Origin of the sequence: Escherichia sp. MOD1-EC7003 (assembly GCF_002965065.1) — a bacterium.
Taxonomy (GTDB): Bacteria; Pseudomonadota; Gammaproteobacteria; order Enterobacterales; family Enterobacteriaceae; genus Escherichia.
Genome location: NZ_PTRE01000041.1, coordinates 1 through 24,921 on the forward strand (window position 1 = coordinate 1; position 24,921 = coordinate 24,921).

Genomic DNA, 24,921 nt, shown 5'->3' on the forward strand with positions numbered 1-24,921 from the left:
GTGTGCGCCGGGCATGGCGCGTAGCGCCGTGACTGGCGCTGTTCTTCAACTGTGGTGGCTGAAGAACGACTAAGAGGTGAAAGTCCTCCACACACCCGGTGAGGGGAAGTGTTAGCGGAAGGCAAGGGTGTTCATCGCGAGGTGAAATCTGAAGGAAGCTGGAAGCAAAATGCTGGCCTGACGAACAGGAAGCGGTTAAGGCGGCGCAGCAGGGTAAGGTGGCACAAATCACCAAAGCCCGATACTCACACGGAACGCTGTGACGTACAGCCGACAGGCATAAGCAGGAAAGTCGCGTGAATTACCCCGGGAGATCTGTCGCCCTGCCAGTGTGCTACCGGCGCCGTGAGGCGCCGGGATGGGGCGGCAGAAGTCAGCCGACGCCGTAGTAGTGCTGCAAAACCGGCAGCATGAAGGGCCGAACATGATTAACAGTGATTAGGACATCCGAACCCGATGATGATTAATGAAGCACAAGCGCAGGCAACTGCGGCCAGCGGCAGAGGAGACGGACAGTATCCGTCAGGGCTGCATGATGGCGCTGAAATCAGCACGGCGGCGGGTGGGCAAACGAAAGCGGAAGTGCCGCTGACGATGGAAGCGGTGATAACGAGAGAAAACCTGATGCTGGCTTATCAGCGCGTGGTGGAAAACAAAGGCGCGGCGGGGGTGGATAACCTCAGCGTGGCGGAGTTGAAACCGTGGCTGAAGAAGAACTGGCGCAGCGTCAGGCAGGCATTGATTGACGGAAACTACCAGCCGCGGGCAATACGCCGGATGGATATCCCGAAGCCGGATGGCGGCGTGAGAACCTTAGGCATCCCGACGGTGGTGGACAGGCTTATCCAGCAGGCGATAGCGCAACAGTTAAGCGCCATCGTGGACAAAAGCTTCTCAGACTCCAGCTACGGCTTCCGGCCGGGGCGCAACGCATGGCAGGCGGTGCAACAGGCACAGCGTTACATACGGGGTGGCAAACGGTGGGTGGTGGATATGGATCTGGAGAAGTTCTTCGACCGGGTGGATCACAGACTCCTGATGACGCGTCTGGCCAGAACGATAAAGGACAGGCGGGTGCTGAGACTGATACGCCGCTACCTGAAAGCGGAAATGGTTAAAGACGGGCAAAGGGAGAAACGGCAGGCGGGCATGCCGCAGGGCGGCCCACTGTCGCCGTTACTGTCGAACATCCTGCTGGATGAACTGGATAAAGAACTGGAGCGTCGTGGACACAGCTTCTGCCGCTACGCAGACGACTGCAACATCTACGTAAGCAGCCGGAAAGCGGGGGACCATCTGCTGAAGGAGATCAGGGCGTTCGTGGAGAACAAACTGAAACTGAAGGTAAATGAGAAGAAGAGCGCGGTGGCGCGCCCGTGGGAGCGGAAGTTCCTCGGGTACAGTGTGACATGGCACAAACAGGCGAAGCTGAAGATAGCCCTGACGAGCGTGAACAGGCTGAAGGAGAAAGTCCGCAGTCTGACCACGGGAAACCGGAGCAAATCAGTGAAAGCGACAATCAATGCTCTGACGCCAGTGCTGCGTGGATGGATAAGCTACTTCAGGCTGACGGAAGTCAGAGGAGTGCTGGAGGAGCTGGATGGCTGGATCAAACGGAAACTGCGTTGCCTGCTGTGGCGGCAGTGGAAGAGACCGCGAACCCGGGCAAAGAACCTGCAAAGAGCGGGACTGAGTAAGGACAGGGCAATGATCTCAGCGTACAACAACCACGGGCCATGGTGGAACGCAGGGTCAAGCCATATGAATCAGGCGATAAAGACAGCGTGGTTCAGGAGGCAGGGACTGATATCACTGCTGGAACAGCAGAGGCAGTTCCAGTGTTAACATGAACCGCCGTATGCGGAGCCGCATGTACGGTGGTGTGAGAGGACGGCGGGAGTGATCCCGCCTCCTACTCGATGCTTACTGCGGGTAAGGCACCCAGTCGCCATCGCTCAGGCGAACGTACGGTTTACCCTGGTATTGAATAACGACGGCATTTGAGTTCTCGGAGACCGGTGCTGTTTGTGGCAACCCACTGGTGAGTTTTTTCCAGTCAACAGTGTCTTCGGTGAAAATCTTGCCATCAAGAACGCGAACCACCAGATCGGAGATAGCCAGGAAACTGCTCGGTTGGTCGATGACAATCGGTGCCCCCTGATGTGGTGCCTTCATGCCGAAGAATTTCACACCAACAGGTACATCCGTGATCGATGGGCTGGGAATATCACGCAGTCCTGAAACCTGCATTCTGTCACCTTTCAGCGCGCCACCATGTTCCGGCACCACCACTACCATCACTTTGCGTCCCGATTTCTCCAGTTCAGTGAAGAAGGCATCCAGTTCATCAAAGAATTTCTGCGCTCGCGCTTTGTAATCTGCTGTTTTGCTGACGCCCGGATAATGATTGCCGTCATGCAGTGGAAGTGTGTTGTAGAACGTGGCACTACGGCTGTTTTTATCTTTTTCAGTAACGTCCAGCCAGCGGTTAAGCACGGCGGTATCGTCATAAACCGGCGAACCATCAAAGCCCAACAAAATAACCGGCAGATTTGTTTGATCCATCAATTCGGCCTGCATGCCGCCATTTTCGCGAACTTCTTTCAAAAAGCCGCCGAACTGGCCGTTATGTCCCATCATCAGGTGCTGGGTAAAGCCCAGTTTCGACAGGTTATCAAACAGATAGCAGTCATTATTTGCCGGTTGATACAGATTAGTGTGCGAAGTCTGCCCGCAGCTGGCGCGCAGTAAACGGATCGCCGCCGGGCCACTGTATGAGGTGGCAGAGTTAAAGTTTTTGAACTCAATATCGAAATGCGACCACAGCGGATGCGACATCAACCCGGCGGCTTCAATATCCGACCAGGAAAGCGAACAGATATTAATCACCAGTAGTTCAAATGGCTGGGCATCAGCTGGCAGCGCAGACGGGAAGGGCGATTTACGTTTCGCCTCCGCGTTATAGAAATTATTCAGCCAGGCGTTAAGATTCGCCGTTGTTGGCGGTGCAGTTTGCGCGGGCATATCACCCACAACCGGTGCGCCACCCGTCGCCGCAACGGTTGTTGCTGCGTTACCTCCCGTCGTTGTCACTGTGGTTGTCGGTTGACCGGCGGGCCACAAGGAGAAACCTGGCCCCGCCAGGGTAAGTACGTTTAGCCACAGCAGAATGGCAACCACAAAAACGGTGATGCGAATCCATTGTGACAGGAATAGCCAGGCCACGAATAAAACAAAAATGGCCTCAATCATCTGCCAGTTAATAAAGCGAGTAACAAGGTCGATTAAATAATCGGTACTGAAAGCCGCTACCTGCGAACCCTGGCTCATTATGCTTTCCGGGCCAGGTAACCAGGTGTCATGCCAGAACAAAGCAAAGCCGATCGGCAGGGCAATCCAGTGGCGCAAGCGATGCAGGCTATAGCGCGGAATGGGCATCAGCAGAAACGCGGCAAACACCAAATTGAGGAGCGGATGGAAGTTAAGATATCCCGCCCACAACAGACCGAACTTAACCAGAAAATAGAAGTTCCAGCCGCAAAGGCCGCGCCAGTATTGCCAGAGGGAAGAAGGCATGGCGGTATTTTGTGTAAATTGAGTCATTTTTGGGTTGCCCTGGCTTTTTCCGTGCGGCGTAACGTCCCGGCCGGTTTAACATAACGAGGTTTAGCAAAGAACAAACGTAAGGTGTCGCGAATACGTCGTAAAGAGTGTCGCGCCAGATAGCCCAGCGGGAAAAATATCAGTGCGCAAACGACAATAATTTCAATGATATCACTGATGGTCATCATGATGAGCGCTCCACAGCATCATCTAATAGTCGCATTGGTTCTGGTATTCGTCGCCAGTTGCGACCATCGTGCTCGGCATTGATGACCGGTTTGGAACTTTGCGTTAAAGGCAGCGGCATGCCCCATTGTTCTGGGGCAAGCAGGCGCATCTGTACCAGCTCGGCACTGATTTGATCATCTTCAAACCAGACCATACGGTTTGAGAAAATGTCGCCAGTAGGCAATGGGAAAATATGATTCAACGCGGTATCCAGATCGTTAATCCGACAGAATGAGAGAAACAGCACCAGCCGATTACCGCCAATGGTCATGATATCGCCGGTACGGTTAGGGCGACACAGCGTCAGGGCTTGCTCAATGCGGATACCCGGTACTGGACGTAGGGCAACCAGAACGCCTTTACCGTGTGCAGGTAAGAGAGGATTATTCATCATATTGTTGACGGCATCACAGAACCCATCCCACTTCTGAAAACCTCGCAGTTTGAGCGGCTGGGTCATTGACAGCAAGGTAGTGATATCTTCCGGCACATAGCGACTAAACTTCTGCCCTTGCACGCTTTCGATCATCGTCAGACAGCGGGAGAGTGGGGCGTTCCACGGGATAACCATATTCGCACCGCAGGCCAATAACAAACGTTCATCGGTGGCGCGCAGGCTGGCGGTATTTTCCCGTACGAGGATTTTCATCGCACTACCGCGCTGGCGACGCAGGGTATGAATGCTGCGGGCCAGTGGCTCGATTTGCGCATTTTGCTGTAAAGAAAAGACCACCGTCGCCGCCTGAGCGGTACGGGCTTCATTGAACAGGACTTCGTTATTGTTGAACAGCTGCCAGTGTTCCGATAGCGGCGGCGCACCTTCCAGTACAGCAACATTACTCAGAATGCGTTTTTCGTCGCTGCGTGGTTGGATCTCTGCCTCTTCGCGTTGAACTAATGTCCAGATACCATTTTGTTGCTGAACGCGAAGTTGCTGACGGGCGCTGACCCCTTTTTCGTTGCACCAGAAGGCAATATCCAGCAAATGTTGGTCGCCCTGAAAACGCAAACTGGCAAGACCAAAAAGTGAACGGTATTCCTCAAGCAGCAATGAGAATTGTTTATCGTTATTATTTCCGGGATTAATCACCAGAAGCGAACAATGGTTTAGCCTGCTCCATTTATTCATTTTATCCAACCATGAGCGAAGCCGCCCGGCAGGAATTTTTTGCCATGCGTTATTTGTGCAAACAAGAATAAAAAGGTAATTATGGGGATCAATAGAGCATTGCAAATCACGGGTCAAATAGTATAGACCTTTTTCATGATTTGGCATCGAAAATAATTTTATTTTTTCCGGGCCTTGAGAATCATCTAATTGAAAGATTTTCGCCGGATCGCTGCCCATGCTAATGACCGCGACGTGTGCGGTTTCAGCCTGGGATGCAATTGTTTGATTCGCCAGACTGATAGCATCTTCATGGCGATCGACGTTAAACCACCAGACGCCACCTGCTGGCATATGTCGCAGCTCATCCCATAATGATGAGATACCGATAGAGAATACAGGGTCCACAACGTCCCTCATGTCATCATTTTGTCTGATTATCAGTTTACTAGCGAAAGCTAAGAAATAAACCTACCATTGAAATTAAAACTTATCAGATTTAGCATGTGAATCAATTTAGCTGGTCACAAGACGTGTGATTTTAGTCTTTTCGTTTTTAACTTTTTCTGTTGTGTAACGGAAAGTCAAAAATTGAGCAAATTCCCGTCTCGCCGTAAACATTAAACTGATGAAATGCTCATGTTTAGAATTGTCTTATGAACGGTACAGTTATTTCATAGGGATCAAGCAAAATGAATAAAAATGAACCAGATACTCTGCCTGATCCCGCGATAGGCTATATCTTCCAGAATGATATTTTGGCGCTAAAGCAGGCATTTTCACTGCCTGATATTGATTATGCCGATATTTCCCAACGCGAACAGTTGGCTGCGGCATTAAAACGCTGGCCGTTGCTGGCAGAGTTTGCGCAACAAAAGTAGGGGATTGGTGAATGACCGTTCTGGGATTGCAAGGGGTGCGGGGAGGCGTGGGGACAACAACCGTCACCGCCGCATTAGCCTGGTCATTACAAATGTTGGGAGAAAATGTCCTGGTGGTCGATGGCTGCCCGGACAATTTGTTGCGCCTGTCATTTAACGTTGATTTTACCCACCGTCAGGGCTGGGCCAGAGCCATGCTGGATGGTCAGGACTGGCGTGATGCCGGGTTGCGCTATACCTCGCAGCTCGATTTGCTGCCTTTTGGTCAGTTATCCATTGAAGAACAAGAAAATCCACAGCACTGGCAAACCCGGCTGAGCGACATTTGTTCCGGCTTACAGCAACTAAAAGCCAGCGGGCGTTACCAGTGGATTTTGATCGACTTACCGCGTGATGCCTCGCAGATAACCCACCAGTTGCTGAGTTTGTGCGATCACTCGCTGGCAATCGTCAATGTGGATGCCAACAGCCATATCCGATTGCATCAGCAGGCGCTGCCGGATGGCGCGCATATTTTGATTAATGACTTCCGTATTGGCAGTCAGGTTCAGGACGATATTTACCAGCTTTGGTTGCAAAGCCAGCGCCGATTACTGCCGATGCTCATTCATCGTGATGAAGCGATGGCTGAATGCCTGGCGGCTAAGCAACCAGTAGGTGAATACCGCAGTGATGCGCTGGCGGCTGAAGAGATACTGACGCTGGCGAACTGGTGCCTGTTGAACTATTCCGGGCTGAAAGCGCCAGCCGGGAGTGCATTATGAGTATCCTGACCCGGTGGTTGCTTCTCCCGCCGGTCAACGCACGGCTTATCGGGCGCTATCGCGATTATCGTCGTCACGGCGCGTCGGCTTTCAGCGCGACGCTCGGTTGTTTTTGGTTGATCCTGGCCTGGATTTTTATTCCGCTGGAGCACCCGCGCTGGCAGCGTATTCGCGCAGAACATAAAAACCTGTATCCGCATATCAACGCCTCGCGTCCGCTGGACCCGGTCCGTTATCTCATTCAAACATGCTGGTTACTGATTGGTGCATCGCGCAGAGAAACGCCGAAACCGCGCTGGCGTTCGTTTTCACGATTGCAAAATATTCGTGAACGTTACCATCAATGGATGGACGAGCTGCCTGAGCGCGTTAGCCATAAAACACAACATCTTGATGAGAAAAAAGAACTCGGACATTTGAGCGCTGGGGTGCGGCGGCTGATCCTCGGTATCATCGTCACCTTCTCGCTGATTCTGGCGTTAATCTGCGTCACCCAGCCGTTTAACCCGCTGGCGCAGTTTATCTTCCTGATGCTGCTGTGGGGTGTAGCACTGATCGTACGGCGAATGCCGGGGCGCTTCTCAGCGCTAATGTTGATTGTGCTGTCGCTGACCGTTTCTTGCCGTTATATCTGGTGGCGCTACACCTCTACGCTGAACTGGGACGATCCGGTCAGTCTGGTGTGCGGGCTTATTCTGCTGTTCGCCGAAACGTACGCGTGGATTGTGCTGGTGCTCGGCTACTTCCAGGTAGTATGGCCGCTGAATCGTCAGCCGGTGCCCTTGCCGAAAGATATGTCGTTGTGGCCGTCGGTGGATATCTTTGTCCCGACCTACAACGAAGATCTCAACGTGGTGAAAAATACCATTTACGCTTCGCTGGGTATCGACTGGCCGAAAGACAAGCTGAACATCTGGATCCTCGATGACGGCGGCAGGGAGGAATTTCGCCAGTTTGCGCAAAACGTGGGGGTAAAATATATCGCCCGTACCACTCATGAACATGCGAAAGCGGGCAATATCAACAATGCGCTGAAATATGCCAAAGGTGAGTTCGTGTCGATTTTCGACTGCGACCACGTGCCGACGCGCTCGTTTTTACAAATGACTATGGGCTGGTTCCTGAAAGAGAAACAGCTGGCGATGATGCAGACGCCGCACCACTTCTTCTCGCCGGACCCGTTTGAACGCAACCTGGGGCGCTTCCGTAAAACACCGAACGAAGGCACGCTGTTCTATGGTCTGGTGCAGGATGGCAACGATATGTGGGACGCCACTTTCTTCTGCGGTTCCTGTGCGGTGATTCGTCGTAAGCCGCTGGATGAAATTGGCGGCATTGCTGTCGAAACCGTGACTGAAGATGCGCATACTTCTCTGCGTTTGCACCGTCGTGGCTATACCTCCGCGTATATGCGTATTCCGCAGGCGGCGGGGCTGGCGACCGAAAGTCTGTCGGCGCATATCGGTCAGCGTATTCGCTGGGCGCGCGGGATGGTGCAAATATTCCGTCTCGATAACCCGCTCACCGGTAAAGGGCTGAAGTTTGCTCAGCGGCTGTGCTACGTCAACGCCATGTTCCACTTCTTGTCGGGCATTCCACGGCTGATCTTCCTGACTGCGCCGCTGGCGTTCCTGCTGCTTCATGCCTACATCATCTATGCGCCAGCGTTGATGATCGCCCTATTCGTGCTGCCGCATATGATCCATGCCAGCCTGACTAACTCGAAGATCCAGGGCAAATATCGCCACTCGTTCTGGAGTGAAATCTACGAAACGGTGCTGGCGTGGTATATCGCACAACCGACGCTGGTGGCGCTGATTAACCCGCACAAAGGCAAATTTAACGTCACCGCCAAAGGTGGTCTGGTGGAAGAAGAGTACGTCGACTGGGTGATCTCGCGGCCCTACATCTTCCTTGTTCTGCTCAACCTGGTGGGCGTTGCGGTAGGCATCTGGCGCTACTTTTATGGTCCACCAACCGAGATGCTCACCGTGGTCGTCAGTATGGTATGGGTATTCTACAACCTGATTGTTCTTGGTGGCGCAGTCGCGGTATCGGTAGAAAGCAAACAGGTACGCCGATCGCACCGCGTGGAGATGACGATGCCTGCGGCAATTGCCCGTGAAGATGGTCACCTCTTCTCGTGTACCGTTCAGGATTTCTCTGACGGCGGTTTGGGGATCAAGATCAACGGTCAGGCTCAGATTCTGGAAGGGCAGAAAGTGAACCTGTTGCTTAAACGCGGTCAGCAGGAATACGTCTTCCCGACCCAGGTGGCGCGCGTGATGGGGAATGAAGTCGGGCTGAAATTAATGCCGCTCACCACCCAGCAACATATCGATTTTGTGCAGTGTACGTTTGCCCGTGCGGATACATGGGCGCTCTGGCAGGACAGCTACCCGGAAGATAAGCCGCTGGAAAGTCTGCTGGATATTCTGAAGCTCGGCTTCCGTGGCTACCGCCATCTGGCAGAGTTTGCGCCTTCTTCGGTAAAGGGCATATTCCGTGTGCTGACTTCTCTGGTTTCCTGGGGGGTATCGTTTATTCCGCGCCGCCCGGAGCGGAGCGAAACGGCACAACCATCGGATCAGGCTTTGGCTCAACAATGATGATAACGAGATGAAAAGAAAACTATTCTGGATTTGTGCAGTGGCTATGGGGATGAGTGCGTTCCCCTCTTTCATGACGCAGGCGGCGCCAGCAACACAACCACTGATCAATGCTGAGCCAGCTGTATCCACCCAGACGGAACAAAATCCGCAGGTGGGGCAAGTGATGCCGGGCGTGCAGGGCGCCGATGCGCCAGTCGTGGCGCAGAACGCTCCTTCGCGTGATGTGAAGCTGACCTTTGCGCAAATTGCGCCGCCGCCGGGCAGCATGGTGCTACGTGGTATCAACCCGAACGGCAGCATTGAGTTTGGTATGCGCAGTGATGAAGTGGTAACGAAGGCGATGCTCAACCTCGAATACACGCCATCGCCATCATTACTGCCTGTCCAGTCGCAGTTAAAGGTTTATCTCAATGATGAACTGATGGGCGTGCTGCCAGTGACCAAAGAACAGTTGGGTAAAAAGACGCTGGCGCAAATGCCAATTAACCCACTGTTTATTTCCGACTTCAACCGTGTGCGGCTGGAGTTTGTCGGCCATTATCAGGACGTGTGCGAAAACCCGGCCAGCACCACGCTTTGGCTGGATGTTGGGCGGAGCAGTGGACTGGATCTGACCTATCAGACCCTGAATGTGAAAAATGACCTGTCACTTTTCCCGGTGCCATTCTTTGACCCGCGTGATAACCGCGCCAACACCTTACCGATGGTTTTTGCGGGTGCGCCGGATGTTGGGCTACAACAAGCATCAGCTATTGTCGCCTCGTGGTTTGGTTCGCGTTCTGGCTGGCGTGGACAGAATTTCCCGGTGCTCTATAACCAACTGCCGGATCGCAATGCCATTGTTTTTGCCACTAATGACAAACGCCCGGACTTCCTGCGCGATCATCCGGCGGTAAAAGCTCCGGTGATTGAGATTTTCAACCATCCGCAGAATCCTTACGTCAAACTGCTGGTGGTCTTTGGTCGTGACGATAAAGATCTGTTGCAGGCAGCGAAAGGTATCGCTCAGGGTAACATTCTGTTCCGTGGTGAAAGCGTGGTAGTGAATGAGGTGAAACCGCTGCTACCGCGTAAGCCGTACGATGCGCCGAACTGGGTGCGTACCGATCGTCCGGTCACCTTTGGTGAACTGAAAACTTATGAAGAACAGTTACAATCCAGCGGTCTTGAGCCAGCAGCGATTAACGTTTCGCTAAACCTGCCACCGGATCTCTACCTGATGCGCAGTACCGGCATTGATATGGATATTAATTACCGCTACACCATGCCGCCGGTGAAAGACAGTTCGCGGATGGATATCAGCCTGAATAACCAGTTCCTGCAATCTTTCAACCTGAGCAGCAAACAGGAGGCGAATCGCCTGCTGCTGCGTATCCCGGTATTACAAGGTTTGCTGGATGGCAAAACAGATGTCTCTATTCCGGCGTTGAAACTGGGCGCGACCAACCAGCTGCGCTTCGACTTTGAGTATATGAACCCGATGCCGGGCGGTTCGGTTGATAACTGTATTACCTTCCAGCCGGTGCAGAACCATGTGGTGATTGGTGACGACTCCACTATCGACTTCTCGAAGTATTACCACTTCATCCCGATGCCGGATCTGCGTGCTTTTGCCAATGCGGGATTCCCGTTCAGCCGGATGGCAGATCTGTCGCAAACCATCACCGTGATGCCGAAAACGCCTGGCGAAGCGCAGATGGAAACGTTGCTGAATACCGTGGGGGTTATTGGTGCGCAGACGGGCTTCCCGGCGATTAACCTGACGGTGACCGATGATGGCAGCACTATTCAGGGCAAAGATGCCGATATCATGATCGTCGGTGGTATCCCGGACAAACTGAAAGACGACAAGCAGATCGACCTGTTGGTGCAGGCTACCGAAAGCTGGGTGAAAACGCCGATGCGCCAGACCCCGTTCCCCGCCATTGTGCCGGATGAGAGCGATCGTGCAGCAGAAACTCAGTCAACGCTGACCTCTTCTGGTGCGATGGCAGCGGTAATTGGCTTCCAGTCGCCGTATAACGACCAGCGCAGCGTGATTGCGCTGCTGGCAGATAGCCCGCGTGGTTATGAAATGCTTAACGATGCGGTGAACGATAGCGGCAAACGCGCCACCATGTTTGGTTCGGTAGCGGTGATCCGCGAGTCCGGTATCAACAGCCTGCGTGTTGGCGACGTTTATTACGTTGGTCATCTGCCGTGGTTCGAACGCTTATGGTATGCGCTGGCAAACCATCCGATTTTGCTGGCGGCTATCAGTGTGATATTGCTGGCATGGGTACTGTGGCGTCTGCTGCGTATTATCAGCCGTCGTCGTCTTAACCCGGATAACGAGTAATTGAAGATGAATATGTTGCGTAGTGGGCTCGTGACGATGCTGCTGCTGACTGCCTTTAGTGTTCAGGCTGCCTGTACCTGGCCTGCCTGGGTGCAGTTCAAAAAGGATTACGTCAGTCAGGAAGGGCGCGTCATCGACCCCAGCGACGCGCGTAAAATCACCACCTCCGAAGGGCAAAGTTACGGCATGTTCTTTGCCCTGGCGGCTAACGACCGTGCAGCTTTCGATAATCTTCTCGACTGGACGCAGAACAATCTCGCCCAGGGATCGTTAAAAGAACATTTGCCCGCCTGGCTGTGGGGCAAGAAAGAGGACAGTAAGTGGGAAGTGCTGGACAGTAATTCGGCCTCTGATGGTGATGTCTGGATGGCCTGGTCGTTGCTGGAGGCGGGGCGCTTGTGGAAAGAGCAGCGTTATACCGACATCGGTAGCGCGTTGTTAAAACGTATCGCGCGGGAGGAAGTGGTGACGGTGCCTGGGCTGGGTTCTATGTTGTTACCGGGCAAAGTGGGGTTTGCTGAGGATAACAGCTGGCGTTTTAATCCCAGCTACCTGCCGCCGACACTGGCGCAGTATTTCACCCGCTTTGGTGCGCCGTGGACCACGCTGCGCGAAACCAATCAACGTTTATTGCTGGAAACCGCCCCGAAAGGCTTTTCGCCAGACTGGGTGCGCTATGAAAAAGATAAAGGCTGGCAGCTAAAAGCCGAAAAAACATTGATCAGCAGCTACGATGCCATCCGCGTTTACATGTGGGTCGGCATGATGCCTGACAGCGATCCGCAAAAAGCGCGAATGCTCAACCGGTTTAAACCGATGGCGACATTCACCGAGAAAAACGGTTATCCACCGGAAAAAGTCGATGTGGTTACGGGGAAAGCGCAGGGTAAAGGACCGGTCGGTTTTTCTGCCGCCATGCTGCCCTTTTTACAAAACCGCGATGCACAGGCCGTTCAGCGCCAGCGCGTGGCCGATAACTTTCCCGGCAGCGATGCCTATTACAACTATGTGCTTGCCCTGTTTGGACAAGGCTGGGATCAACACCGTTTCCGCTTCTCGACAAAAGGTGAGTTATTACCTGACTGGGGCCAGGAATGCGCAAATTCACACTAAACATATTCACGCTTTCCCTCGCTCTGGCCGTCATGCCGATGGTCGAGGCAGCTCCAACCGCTCAACAACAGTTGCTGGAGCAAGTTCGGTTAGGCGAAGCGACCCATCGTGAAGACCTGGTGCAGCAGTCGTTGTATCGGCTGGAACTTATCGATCCGAATAACCCGGACGTTGTTGCCGCCCGTTTCCGTTCTCTGTTACGTCAGGGCGATATTAATGGCGCGCAAAAACAGCTCGATCGGTTGTTGCAGTTAGCGCCGAGTTCAAATGCGTATAAATCGTCGCGAACCACGATGCTGCTTTCCACGCCGGATGGTCGTCAGGCACTGCAACAGGCACGATTGCAGGCGGCTACCGGTCATGCGGAAGACGCTGTGGCGAGTTACAACAAACTGTTCAACGGTGCGCCGCCGGAAGGTGACATTGCCGTCGAATACTGGAGTACGGTGGCGAAAATTCCGGCTCGCCGTGGCGAAGCGATTAATCAGCTAAAACGCATTAATGCGGATACGCCGGGCAATATGGGCCTGCAAAACAATCTGGCCTTATTGTTGTTCAGTAGCAATCGCCGGGACGAAGGTTTTGCCGTTCTGGAACAGATGGCGAAATCGAACGCCGGGCGCGAGGGGGCCGCGAATATCTGGTACGGGCAGATTAAAGACATGCCCGTCAGCGATGCCAGCGTGCAGGCGCTGAAAAAATATCTCTCGATCTTTAGCGATGGCGATAGCGTGGCGGCTGCGCAATCGCAGCTGGCAGAACAACAAAAACAACTGGCCGATCCTGCTTTCCGCGCTCGTGCGCAAGGTTTAGCGGCGGTGGACTCTGGCATGGCGGGTAAAGCCATTCCCGAACTACAACAGGCAGTGCGGGCGAACCCGAAAGACAGTGAAGCTCTGGGGGCGCTGGGCCAGGCGTATTCTCAGAAAGGCGATCGCGCTAATGCGGTGGCGAATCTGGAAAAAGCCCTCGCACTGGACCCGCACAGCAGCAACAACGACAAATGGAACAGTCTGCTGAAAGTAAACCGCTACTGGCTGGCGATCCAGCAGGGCGATGCTGCACTGAAAGCCAATAATCCTGATCGGGCAGAGCGCCTGTTCCAGCAGGCGCGTAATGTCGATAATACCGACAGCTATGCGGTGCTGGGGCTGGGCGATGTGGCGATGGCGCGCAAAGATTATCCCGCTGCTGAACGCTATTATCAGCAGACCTTGCGTATGGACAGTGGTAACACTAACGCCGTGCGCGGGCTGGCGAATATTTACCGCCAGCAATCGCCAGAAAAAGCCGAAGCGTTTATCGCCTCGCTCTCTGCCAGCCAGCGGCGCAGTATTGATGATATCGAACGCAGCCTGCAAAACGACCGTCTGGCACAGCAGGCAGAGGTGTTGGAAAAACAGGGGAAATGGGCGCAGGCGGCAGTACTTCAGCGGCAACGACTGGCGCTGGACCCCGACAGCGTGTGGATTACTTACCGACTTTCGCAGGATCTCTGGCAGGCCGGACAACGCAGCCAGGCTGATACGCTAATGCGCAATCTGGCACAGCAGAAGCCAGGCGATCCTGAACAGGTTTACGCTTACGGATTGTATCTTTCCGGCCACGATCAGGACAGAGCGGCACTGGCGCATATCAACAGCCTGCCGCGCGCCCAGTGGAACAGCAATATTCAGGAGCTGGTTAATCGGCTGCAAAGCGATCAGGAGCTGGAAACCGCTAATCGCTTGCGAGAAAGCGGTAAAGAGGCAGAAGCGGAAGCGATGCTGCGCCAGCAACCGCCTTCCACGCGTATTGACCTCACGCTGGCTGACTGGGCGCAGCAACGACGTGATTACATTGCCGCCCGCGCTGAGTATCAGAATGTCCTGACGCGGGAGCCAACTAACGCTGATGCCATTCTTGGTCTAACGGAAGTGGATATCGCTGCCGGTGACAAAGCGGCGGCAAGAAGCCAGCTGGCGAAACTGCCCGCTACCGACAAAACCTCACTGAACACTCAGCGGCGCGTGGCGCTGGCACAGGCGCAGCTTGGCGATACCGCAGCGGCGCAGCAGACATTTAACAAGCTGATCCCGCAGGCAAAATCTCAGCCACCGTCGATGGAAAGCGCGATGGTACTGCGTGACGGCGCGAAATTTGAAACGCAGGTGGGCGATCCAACGCAGGCGCTGGAAACCTATAAAGACGCGATGATCGCATCCGGTGTGACCACAACGCGTCCGCAGGATAACGACACTTTTACCCGACTGACCCGTAACGACGAGAAAGATGACTGGCTGAAACGAGGTGTGCGCAGCGATGCGGCAGACCTCTATCGTCAGCAGGATCTTAACGTCACTCTCGAGCATGATTACTGGGGGTCGAGCGGCACCGGTGGTTACTCCGATCTGAAAGCGCACACCACTATGTTGCAGGTGGACGCGCCGTATTCTGACGGGCGGATGTTCTTTCGCAGTGATTTCGTCAATATGAACGTCGGCAGTTTCTCCACTAATGCCGATGGCAAATGGGATGACAACTGGGGCACCTGTACATTACAGGACTGTAGCGGCAACCGCAGCCAGTCGGATTCCGGTGCCAGCGTAGCGGTCGGCTGGCGAAATGACGTCTGGAGCTGGGATATCGGCACCACGCCGATGGGCTTCAACGTGGTGGATGTGGTCGGTGGCATCAGTTACAGCGATGATATCGGGCCGCTTGGTTACACCGTTAACGCCCACCGTCGGCCTATCTCCAGTTCTTTGCTGGCCTTTGGCGGGCAAAAAGACTCCCCGAGTAATACCGGGAAAAAATGGGGCGGCGTACGAGCCGATGGCGTGGGGCTAAGCCTGAGCTACGATAAAGGTGAAGCTAACGGCGTCTGGGCATCGCTTGGTGGTGACCAGTTAACCGGTAAAAATGTCGAAGATAACTGGCGCGTGCGCTGGATGACGGGCTATTACTATAAGGTCATCAACCAGAACAATCGCCGCGTCACAATCGGCCTGAACAACATGATCTGGCATTACGATAAAGACCTGAGTGGGTACTCACTTGGGCAGGGCGGCTACTACAGCCCGCAGGAATATCTGTCGTTTGCCGTACCGGTGATGTGGCGTGAGCGCACGGAAAACTGGTCGTGGGAGCTGGGGGCGTCTGGCTCGTGGTCGCATTCGCGCACCAAAACCATGCCGCGTTATCCGCTGATGAATCTGATCCCGACCGACTGGCAGGAAGAAGCTGCGCGGCAATCCAATGATGGCGGCAGCAGTCAGGGCTTTGGCTACACGGCGCGGGCATTACTAGAACGACGTGTTACTTCCAACTGGTTTGTCGGCACGGCAATTGATATTCAGCAGGCGAAAGATTACGCGCCCAGCCATTTCCTGCTCTATGTACGTTATTCTGCCGCCGGATGGCAGGGTGACATGGATTTACCGCCGCAGCCGCTGATACCTTACGCCGACTGGTAAGTTTTCAGACAGCGCCTCTCTTAATGCCGCTGCGATCGGGTATACTCGGGCGGCAATCGGGGATTTCCGGGGGGAGACAATTTGCGCGTAAGTCGCTCGTTAACAATCAAGCAGATGGCAATGGTGGCAGCCGTTGTCCTTGTGTTTGTGTTTATTTTTTGCACCGTTTTGTTGTTCCATCTGGTCCAGCAGAATCGCTATAACACGGCTACGCAACTGGAAAGTATTGCTCGCTCTGTCCGCGAACCTTTATCTTCTGCCATTTTGAAAGGCGATATTCCCGAAGCTGAAACTATTCTTGCCAGCATTAAACCGGCAGGCGTGGTCAGCCGTGCCGATGTCGTGCTGCCTAACCAGTTCCAGGCGCTGCGTAAAAGTTTTATACCAGAACGTCCGGTGCCGGTAATGGTTACTCGCCTGTTTGAGCTACCGGTTCAAATCTCGCTGGGCGTCTACTCGCTGGAGCGTTCGGCAAACCCTCAGCCAATTGCCTATCTGGTGCTACAGGCAGATTCCTTCCGCATGTATAAGTTCGTGATGAGCACCCTCTCAACGTTAGTGACTATTTACTTACTTTTGTCGTTAATATTGACGGTGGCGATTAGCTGGTGCATTAACCGACTGATTTTGCATCCATTACGCAATATTGCTCGCGAACTTAACGTCATCCCACCCCAGGCGCTTGCTGGTCACCAACTGGCATTACCGCGTCTGCATCAGGACGATGAAATCGGTATGCTGGTGCGCAGTTACAACCTCAACCAGCAATTGCTGCAACGTCATTATGAAGAACAGAATGAAAATGCGATGCGCTTCCCGGTGTCGGATTTGCCGAACAAAGCTTTGCTGATGGAAATGCTGGAGCAGGTAGTTGCGCGTAAACAGACCACCGCGCTGGTGATCATTACCTGTGAAACCCTGCGTGATACAGCGGGCGTGCTGAAAGAAGCGCAACGAGAAATTTTGTTGCTGACGCTGGTGGAGAAACTCAAATCGGTACTGTCGCCACGCATGATCCTCGCGCAGATTAGCGGTTATGACTTTGCTGTCATTGCCAATGGTGTACAAGAACCGTGGCACGCTATTACCTTAGGTCAGCAAATGCTCACTATCATGAGCGAACGCCTGCCGATTGAACGTATTCAACTTCGTCCGCGCTGTAGCATTGGTGTGGCGATGTTCTACGGCGATCTCACCGCCGAACAGCTTTACAGTCGTGCTATTTCTGCGGCATTTACCGCTCGCCATAAAGGCAAGAATCAGATTCAGTTCTTTGATCCGCAGCAGATAGAAGCCGCCCAGCAGCGGTTGACGGAAGAGAGCGATATCCTCGATGCTCTGGAAAATCATCAGTTTGCGATTTGGTTACAGCCACAGGTTGAGATGACCAGCGGTAAACTGGTCAGTGCGGAAGTGTTACTGCGCATCCTGCAACCGGATGGCAGTTGGGATCTGCCGGATGGCTTAATCGATCGCATTGAGTGCTGTGGGCTGATGGTTACCGTCGGTCATTGGGTGCTGGAGGAATCCTGTCGACTGCTTGCTGCCTGGCAAGAGCGTGGCATCATGCTGCCCTTGTCGGTAAACCTCTCAGCGCTGCAACTGATGCATCCGAATATGGTAGCGGATATGCTGGAGCTGTTAACTCGCTATCGCATTCAGCCGGGAACGCTGATTCTGGAAGTGACAGAAAGCCGACGTATTGACGACCCTCAGGCAGCGGTGGCAATTCTCCGTCCGCTGCGCAATGCCGGAGTTCGGGTGGCGCTGGATGATTTCGGTATGGGTTACGCGGGGTTGCGTCAGTTGCAGCATATGAAATCGTTGCCAATCGACGTACTGAAAATCGACAAAATGTTTGTTGAAGGTTTGCCGGAAGATAGCAGCATGATTGCTGCAATTATCATGCTGGCGCAAAGCCTGAACTTACAAATGATTGCCGAAGGCGTGGAGACTGAAGCGCAGCGCGACTGGCTGGCAAAAGCGGGCGTTGGTATTGCCCAGGGCTTCCTTTTTGCTCGCCCACTCCCTATTGAACTCTTCGAAGAGAGTTACCTGGAAGAAAAGTAGCTACCCCAAACTGATTACAAAACTTTAAAAAGTGCTGGCTTGTGCGAGCCAGCTCAAACTTTTTAACATTTTTGTTTCAATTATGATCCAGGTGCATTTCTGTGATGTTGTCTGGGTGTTATTTTAAGGCCGCAGGTATCCCATAACCTTACAAGACCTGTGGTTTACTAAAGGACACCCTATGAAAACCTCTCTGTTTAAAAGCCTTTACTTTCAGGTCCTGACAGCGATAGCCATTGGTATTCTCCTTGGCCATTTCTACCCTGAAATAGGTGAGCAAATGAAACCGCTTGGCGACGGATTCGTTAAGCTCATTAAGATGATCATCGCTCCTGTCATCTTTTGTACCGTTGTAACGGGCATTGCGGGCATGGAAAGCATGAAGGCGGTCGGTCGTACTGGTGCCGTCGCACTGCTTTACTTTGAAATTGTCAGTACCATCGCGCTGATTATTGGTCTTATCATCGTTAACGTCGTGCAGCCTGGTGCCGGAATGAACGTCGATCCGGCAACGCTTGATGCGAAAGCGGTAGCGGTTTACGCCGATCAGGCGAAAGATCAGGGCATTGTCGCCTTTATTATGGATGTCATCCCGGCGAGCGTCATTGGCGCATTTGCCAGCGGTAACATTTTGCAGGTGCTGCTGTTTGCCGTACTGTTTGGTTTTGCGCTCCACCGTCTGGGCAGCAAAGGCCAATTGATTTTTAACGTTATCGATAGTTTCTCGCAGGTCATTTTCGGCATCATCAATATGATCATGCGTCTGGCACCTATTGGTGCGTTCGGGGCAATGGCGTTTACTATCGGTAAATACGGCGTCGGCACACTGGTGCAACTGGGGCAGCTGATAATCTGCTTCTACATCACCTGTATCTTGTTTGTGGTGCTGGTATTGGGTTCAATCGCGAAAGCGACCGGTTTCAGTATCTTCAAATTTATCCGCTACATCCGTGAAGAACTGCTGATTGTACTGGGTACTTCGTCTTCCGAGTCGGCGCTGCCGCGTATGCTCGATAAGATGGAGAAACTTGGCTGCCGGAAATCGGTGGTGGGGCTGGTCATCCCGACAGGCTACTCATTTAACCTTGATGGGACATCGATATACCTGACGATGGCGGCGGTATTTATCGCCCAGGCCACTAACAGCCAGATGGACATCGTCCACCAAATTACGCTGTTAATCGTGTTGCTGCTTTCTTCTAAAGGGGCTGCCGGGGTAACGGGTAGCGGCTTTATCGTACTGGCGGCGACGCTCTCTGCGGTGGGCCATTTGCCGGTAGCGGGGCTGGCGCTGATCCTCGGTATCGACCGCTTTATGTCAGAAGCCCGTGCGCTGACTAACCTGGTCGGTAACGGCGTAGCAACCATTGTCGTCGCTAAGTGGGTGAAGGAACTGGACCACAAAAAACTGGATGATGTGCTGAATAATCGTGCGCTGGATGGCAAAACGCACGAATTATCCTCTTAATCTCACCACTTATGCCCGCACTCCCTTCCCCGAGTGCGGGTGTTTGCGCATAATTAACCCCTGTACCCGAACTTACCACCTGGGTGAGTTCGGGTTTATTTCACTTCTTCCGTGACATTTTCATGTTCTTGCGGTCTAACACGAAGTGTTTTTAATGTCATTTAGACTGACCGACAACGGGCAGTTTTTTATTACCAGGATAGTTGATCAGGGGTTCACATGCAGGGCACAAAAATTCGACTTTTAGCGGGCGGTTTGCTGATGATGGCCACTGCTGGCTATGTGCAGGCAGATGCGCTCCAGCCTGATCCAGCATGGCAACAGGGGACGCTTTCCAACGGTTTACAGTGGCAAGTGTTGACCACGCCCCAGCGTCCCAGCGATCGTGTTGAAATTCGCCTGCTGGTTAATACCGGTTCGCTCGCCGAAAGTACACAACAGAGCGGTTACAGTCACGCCATCCCTCGTATTGCGCTAACGCAAAGCGGTGGCCTTGAAGCAGCACAGGCGCGTTCATTGTGGCAACAGGGGATCGACCCTAAACGTCCGATGCCGCCGGTAATTGTCTCTTATGACACCACGCTGTTTAATCTGAGTTTGCCAAATAACCGTAACGACTTGCTGAAAGAAGCGCTCTCTTATCTGGCGAATACCACAGGCAAACTGACCATCACGCCAGAAACCATCAACCACGCGCTGCAAAGTCAGGATATGGTGGCCACCTGGCCTGCCGATACTAAAGAGGGCTGGTGGCGTTATCGTCTGAAAGGATCAACCTTGTTAGGTCATGATCCTGCCGATCCGCTTAAACAACCTGTTGAAGCAGAAAAGATTAAAGATTTCTACCAGAAATGGTACACCCCGGATGCAATGACGCTGCTGGTAGTGGGGAACGTTGATGCGCGCTCGGTTGTCGACCAAATCAACAAAACCTTTGGCGAACTGAAAGGCAAACGTGAAACACCGGCTCCGGTGCCGACGCTTTCTCCACTGCGTGCGGAAGCGGTGAGTATTATGACTGACGCGGTGCGTCAGGATCGGTTATCTATCATGTGGGATACGCCGTGGCAGCCGATTCGAGAATCAGCCGCACTGCTGCGCTACTGGCGCGCGGACCTGGCCCGTGAAGCGCTGTTCTGGCATGTTCAGCAAGCGTTAAGCGCCAGTAACAGCAAAGACATTGGTCTTGGATTTGATTGCCGTGTGCTGTATCTGCGTGCGCAGTGTGCCATCAACATCGAGTCACCAAATGACAAGCTGAACAGCAACGTTAATCTGGTGGCGCGTGAACTGGCGAAGGTTCGCGATAAAGGTCTGTCGGAAGAAGAGTTCAATGCGTTAGTGGCGCAAAAGAAACTTGAGCTGCAGAAACTGTTTGCCGCCTATGCGCGAGCTGATACCGATATTCTGATGGGGCAGCGGATGCGTTCGTTGCAAAATCAGGTCGTCGATATCGCGCCGGAGCAATATCAGAAACTGCGCCAGGATTTCCTTAACAGCCTGACGGTAGAGATGTTAAATCAGGATCTGCGTCAGCAGTTGTCGAATGATATGGCGTTAATTCTGCTACAGCCGAAAGGCGAGCCGGAATTTAACATGAAAGCGTTGCAGGCTGCCTGGGATCAAATCATGGCCCCATCTACCGCAGCTGCCACAACCTCTGTCGCTACGGATGACGTACATCCTGAAGTGACGGATATTCCACCCGCGCAGTAATAAATAACCCGGCAGCGTTTCTTCTACGCTGCCGGGTTAAACGGTAATTAATAAGTTACCGTGATATACCCGCAGATATTTTTCCAGGCATGGCGGTAGCGTGCGTATAACCATTCATTATTAAAATAAACTTACCGTAGAGTGGGTTTAATTATTTATTTTATGAATGATATTTTACAGCGCACATCTCGATTTTTTGAAGCAATATGGTGATTTTGAAAATGGTATTCCTGTTCACGATACCATTGCCCGAGTTGTATCCTGTATCAGTCCTGAAAAATTTCACGAGTGATTTATTAACTGGATGCGTGACTGCCATTCTTCAGATGATAAAGACGTCATCGCAATTAATGGAAAAACACTCCGGCATTCTTATGACAAGAGTCGCCGCAGGGGAGCGATTCATGTTATTAGTGCGTTCTCAACAATGCACAGTCTGGTCCTCGGGCAGATCAAGACAGATGAGAAATCTAATGAGATTACAGCTATTCCTGAAATGAGGACAGAGACTATCTGGCGTCAGTCCTTGCGGGGAGCGGGGGGTTGTAATCTTGCCCTGGGTACTCAGACTTATTTTTCTATACCTGTGACTGAGCCTGGTGAACCTCCACAGCCTCTCCTTCCCTTTCATGATTATTAGTCAATATAAATTTGTCATATTCTGACTCGACTATTTTCACTTTATAACATAAAGGAATCAAAATGAATGATGACGAATTAATTTCAATATTATATGAACATAAATTCTCAAAAAAACAGGTGGTTAATTTAGTAAAGCTATCCGAAAAATATTCAATATCACTATATGAAACTGTTACTGAACTAGCAAGGCGCTTTCCTCGATCTTTATTTATCCACATTCTCGTTTTCCTTTTGATAATTTATCAGTATCTACATGATTGCAGGCAGGATTATTACACATCATGGTTTATTCTTTTTTACACTGAAGTTCTACTCCTTCTGTATGGAATATTTAATTTATTTGCACCATTATTACAAGGGTATAAGGCTAGAAAAGTCGTGAAGGCAATAAACAAGATATCAGAAAAATGAATACCCGATGTCATTGTTTTGCTTAATCATGGGTAACGGATAAAGATCAGAAATAACCCAAGCTTTGCCAGTTTTAAAGTTGCACATACAGAATTTCCATTCATTTTAGCTGTTATATATATAGCCATATAAATCAAAAACACAGGCAGAAGAAATATAAATACCCTCCCAGGATACCCTTCAACTATACCTGGAATAGAAAAGAATAAAAGACCAAGAACATTGGTAATGACGTTGCGAAATGACTTTTTTGCCATGATAAAAATAGCATTCTGCAATTCTGTTTTATTAATCCTGCCAGAAGTACCAGAATATTTTTTTCTAAAAAAAAGAACTCTTTCTGACTGAATTCACAGTCCAGTATTTTATCTCTTATTTTCTCTTTCTTTTTGCTGACTGTCTTTTTCATCTTTATTCCTTTTGCGCATAGACATTAGACATGAGTATGGTTAAACAACAGACTATATCAATATTTAAAATCCTTCAAGATGCATATAACTTAACAACAAAAATATAACCGCACTCAGGTATTATTAATTTTCTATAAGCATTTTCATGGGTGTCCATATTTTTACTTCACTCTGTAACCGGAGCTTAAAATGGAATTTCGTAACCTGACGCCGTTCTCAGTAATGCAGTACGCGATGGATGACAAACACAATGAGCGTCATTGTGTGGTCGCCATGAAAACCGGTTTCCGGCTGAAACAGGATGAGAACGGCAAGCAGGGAAAGAGCATGGGTAAGGTATCTTTAGGACAACTTGCCAGAGCATTTTATGGAGATAGCAGGACTTTAAATCGCATTACTAATTGGGTAAAAATTAATGTGGAGGGATTAACTGTTACTGAGGATATCCCCGGACAATTTCGCATAGTGACCACAGAACCTTTAGATGTCTCTGGTAGAATTATTGATAGTGGGAGTAGTTGTTAATGATGAAAAAATATTTTTATTCTAATGATAGTGAATTTATATCAGGTATTGGAGAGGTCTATAGCGAATTTTTTGGTGATGTTGCAATTAGACAAGTCAATATATTAAATGGAGCATATTATCCATCATCATCAGTAAAGGATTGGCGTGATGCAATTGGTTACTTATTATATCATGGAAAAATGGAAGACTTAGATTTATCCACATCAAAAGAAATTAGTAAGGAGAGGTTTGATAAAATATGGGATATTGCCGTCAAAGAACACAATGAACCGTTGTGTTATGTTTTTGGCGATGCATCTGTACCATTACAGGATTCTACTATCATAATTCATATAGTTGATGATCTCGGAATGTGGGGTAAGGGATTTGTACTGTCTTTGTCAAAACACTATCCAGATATAAAAAATAATTATTTACGATGAAAAAAAGAATGCAGTGAGTTTAAATTAGGGAACATACAGTGTATTTGTGTTGATAATGAACGAAATGTTTTTGTTGGGAATATGCTCGCTCAGTCTGGAATAAAAAGAAGTAGAGCGGATAAGACAGTATGTGTTTCTTACGAAGCATTGCGGGAATGTCTGAGGAAAATTTCAGATTTTGCACTTTATAATCGATTGAATATACAATTACCGATGATTGGTATAGGGCTGGGAGGTGGTGACTGGAATGTTATTGAGAATATTCTTCATGAAGAAATAGGACGAAAAAAAATTAAATGCACGATTATTAAACGCTCCTAAATATATACCCAATAAACCTGAGGATGCTTGCTTACCCATCAACGCAGATTCCTGTTGCTGAAGGTATATACCCGTAATCATTGAAAATGCTTGATTTTTCAGCAACAGGAGATCATGCTGTCCAACATGAAAATATTCATCTCTGACCAACAAAAAGCTGAACTTGAGCGCCTTCATGATTCCAGTCGTGATAAGCGCGTTTGTGATCGTATTAAAGCCATTCTTCTGGCCTCCGAAGGCTGGAGTTCGGCTATGATTGCTCAGGCTTTACGCCTGCATCAGACGACCGTTGATCACCATATCAGTGAGTTTCTGAATAAAGGAAAACTGAAACCCGAAAACGGCGGCTCAGACAGCAAACTCAGTGCTGAACAAACGGCCCTTTTAATCAGCCAGTTATCCGATAATTTATTTCACCATACCCGCGATGTTATTGCGTTTGTCGCCCGGACATGGAACATCATTTTCAGCGTGCCGGGAATGAACAAGTGGCTGCATCGTAACGGCTTCACCTACAAAAAACCGTCAGGCGTCCCCCATAAATTCAGTGAAGAGAAACAAAGGCAATTCATTGAATATTATAAGGAACTGAAAACAACTGTGGGTGATGAACCGGTTCTTTTTATTGATGGAGTCCATCCGACTCAGGCCACTAAAATCAGCTATGGCTGGATACGCAAAGGCCAGAAAAAATCAGTAAAAACAACAGGCAGCCGCACACGCCTGAATATCATGGGGGCGCTGGATCTGAAAGCCCCGGAACACCCGTTAATCGTAACCGGCTCATTTAAACCGTCTGGTCTGTTTCCTCCGGCTCTACAAAAATAATGT

At 51.1% G+C, this 24,921-nt stretch carries 17 protein-coding genes and 1 pseudogene; 15 read left to right on the top strand and 3 right to left on the bottom strand.

Annotation, left to right across the window (positions count from 1 at the left end; genetic code table 11):
• The first annotated feature begins 456 nt into the window (after positions 1-456).
• Positions 457-1,845 carry a group II intron reverse transcriptase/maturase gene (ltrA, locus tag A7090_RS08150; protein ID WP_105273634.1) on the top strand — a complete coding sequence of 463 codons (1,389 nt, stop codon included), beginning with the start codon at positions 457-459 and terminating at the stop codon, positions 1,843-1,845.
• 78 nt (positions 1,846-1,923) lie between these two features.
• Here ltrA and bcsG read toward each other — a convergent pair whose 3' ends face one another.
• Genes bcsG through bcsE form a run of 3 tightly spaced genes read right to left on the bottom strand, consistent with a single transcriptional unit; the run spans position 1,924 to position 5,359 of the window.
• A complete protein-coding gene (bcsG, locus tag A7090_RS08155) occupies positions 1,924-3,603 on the bottom strand; it encodes a cellulose biosynthesis protein BcsG (RefSeq protein ID WP_105273635.1) in 1,680 nt (559 codons plus the stop codon).
• Complete coding sequence (bcsF, locus tag A7090_RS08160) at positions 3,600-3,791, bottom strand: cellulose biosynthesis protein BcsF (protein WP_000988310.1); 192 nt, start codon at positions 3,789-3,791, stop codon at positions 3,600-3,602. Before bcsF ends, bcsG begins: the two co-directional genes overlap by 4 nt.
• Positions 3,788-5,359, bottom strand: a complete 1,572-nt coding sequence (gene bcsE, locus A7090_RS08165) for a cellulose biosynthesis c-di-GMP-binding protein BcsE (protein ID WP_105273636.1) — start codon at positions 5,357-5,359, stop codon at positions 3,788-3,790. Before bcsE ends, bcsF begins: the two co-directional genes overlap by 4 nt.
• Before the next feature lie 272 nt (positions 5,360-5,631).
• Between bcsE and bcsR the strand changes: the two genes are divergently transcribed.
• The 14 genes and pseudogenes from bcsR to A7090_RS08250 all read left to right on the top strand — a co-directional run bounded on the left by bcsR (position 5,632) and on the right by A7090_RS08250 (position 24,918).
• The gene (bcsR, locus tag A7090_RS08170) at positions 5,632-5,820 is read left to right on the top strand and encodes a cellulose biosynthesis protein BcsR (protein WP_105273637.1); all 189 of its coding nucleotides are present in this window, start codon (positions 5,632-5,634) and stop codon (positions 5,818-5,820) included.
• Positions 5,821-5,831: 11 nt separating this feature from the next.
• Positions 5,832-6,584, top strand: a complete 753-nt coding sequence (gene bcsQ, locus A7090_RS08175; RefSeq protein ID WP_105273638.1) for a cellulose biosynthesis protein BcsQ — start codon at positions 5,832-5,834, stop codon at positions 6,582-6,584.
• Complete coding sequence (bcsA, locus tag A7090_RS08180; RefSeq protein ID WP_105273639.1) at positions 6,581-9,193, top strand: UDP-forming cellulose synthase catalytic subunit; 2,613 nt, start codon at positions 6,581-6,583, stop codon at positions 9,191-9,193. Before bcsQ ends, bcsA begins: the two co-directional genes overlap by 4 nt.
• A gap of 10 nt (positions 9,194-9,203) precedes the next feature.
• Complete coding sequence (gene bcsB, locus A7090_RS08185; RefSeq protein ID WP_105273640.1) at positions 9,204-11,534, top strand: cellulose biosynthesis cyclic di-GMP-binding regulatory protein BcsB; 2,331 nt, start codon at positions 9,204-9,206, stop codon at positions 11,532-11,534.
• Positions 11,535-11,540: 6 nt separating this feature from the next.
• On the top strand, positions 11,541-12,647 hold the full coding sequence (gene bcsZ, locus A7090_RS08190; protein WP_105273641.1) for a cellulose synthase complex periplasmic endoglucanase BcsZ: 1,107 nt from the start codon (positions 11,541-11,543) through the stop codon (positions 12,645-12,647).
• A complete protein-coding gene (bcsC, locus tag A7090_RS08195; protein ID WP_105273642.1) occupies positions 12,629-16,102 on the top strand; it encodes a cellulose synthase complex outer membrane protein BcsC in 3,474 nt (1,157 codons plus the stop codon). Before bcsZ ends, bcsC begins: the two co-directional genes overlap by 19 nt.
• Before the next feature lie 81 nt (positions 16,103-16,183).
• Positions 16,184-18,172, top strand: coding sequence for a biofilm formation regulator HmsP (gene hmsP, locus A7090_RS08200; RefSeq protein ID WP_105273643.1), 1,989 nt, complete (start codon positions 16,184-16,186; stop codon positions 18,170-18,172).
• 181 nt (positions 18,173-18,353) lie between these two features.
• A complete protein-coding gene (gene dctA, locus A7090_RS08210; RefSeq protein WP_105273644.1) occupies positions 18,354-19,640 on the top strand; it encodes a C4-dicarboxylate transporter DctC in 1,287 nt (428 codons plus the stop codon).
• Between the two features lie 219 nt (positions 19,641-19,859).
• Positions 19,860-21,356, top strand: a complete 1,497-nt coding sequence (locus tag A7090_RS08220; protein WP_105273645.1) for a M16 family metallopeptidase — start codon at positions 19,860-19,862, stop codon at positions 21,354-21,356.
• Positions 21,357-21,528: 172 nt separating this feature from the next.
• Positions 21,529-21,855: pseudogene (locus tag A7090_RS08225) on the top strand (ISAs1 family transposase); the annotation flags it as partial.
• A gap of 203 nt (positions 21,856-22,058) precedes the next feature.
• Positions 22,059-22,409 (top strand): hypothetical protein, encoded by a 351-nt coding sequence (locus tag A7090_RS08230; protein WP_105273646.1) that lies wholly within the window; start codon positions 22,059-22,061, stop codon positions 22,407-22,409.
• A 599-nt stretch (positions 22,410-23,008) separates the two neighbouring features.
• Positions 23,009-23,344, top strand: coding sequence for a hypothetical protein (locus tag A7090_RS26155; RefSeq protein WP_198599576.1), 336 nt, complete (start codon positions 23,009-23,011; stop codon positions 23,342-23,344).
• Positions 23,344-23,769 (top strand): hypothetical protein, encoded by a 426-nt coding sequence (locus A7090_RS26490; RefSeq protein ID WP_241957266.1) that lies wholly within the window; start codon positions 23,344-23,346, stop codon positions 23,767-23,769. The genes A7090_RS26155 and A7090_RS26490 overlap by 1 nt, the downstream gene beginning before the upstream one ends.
• 447 nt (positions 23,770-24,216) lie before the next feature.
• Entirely contained in the window at positions 24,217-24,918 is a 702-nt protein-coding gene (locus A7090_RS08250) for an IS630 family transposase (protein WP_274541158.1), read from the top strand.
• The last annotated feature ends 3 nt before the right edge of the window (positions 24,919-24,921 follow it).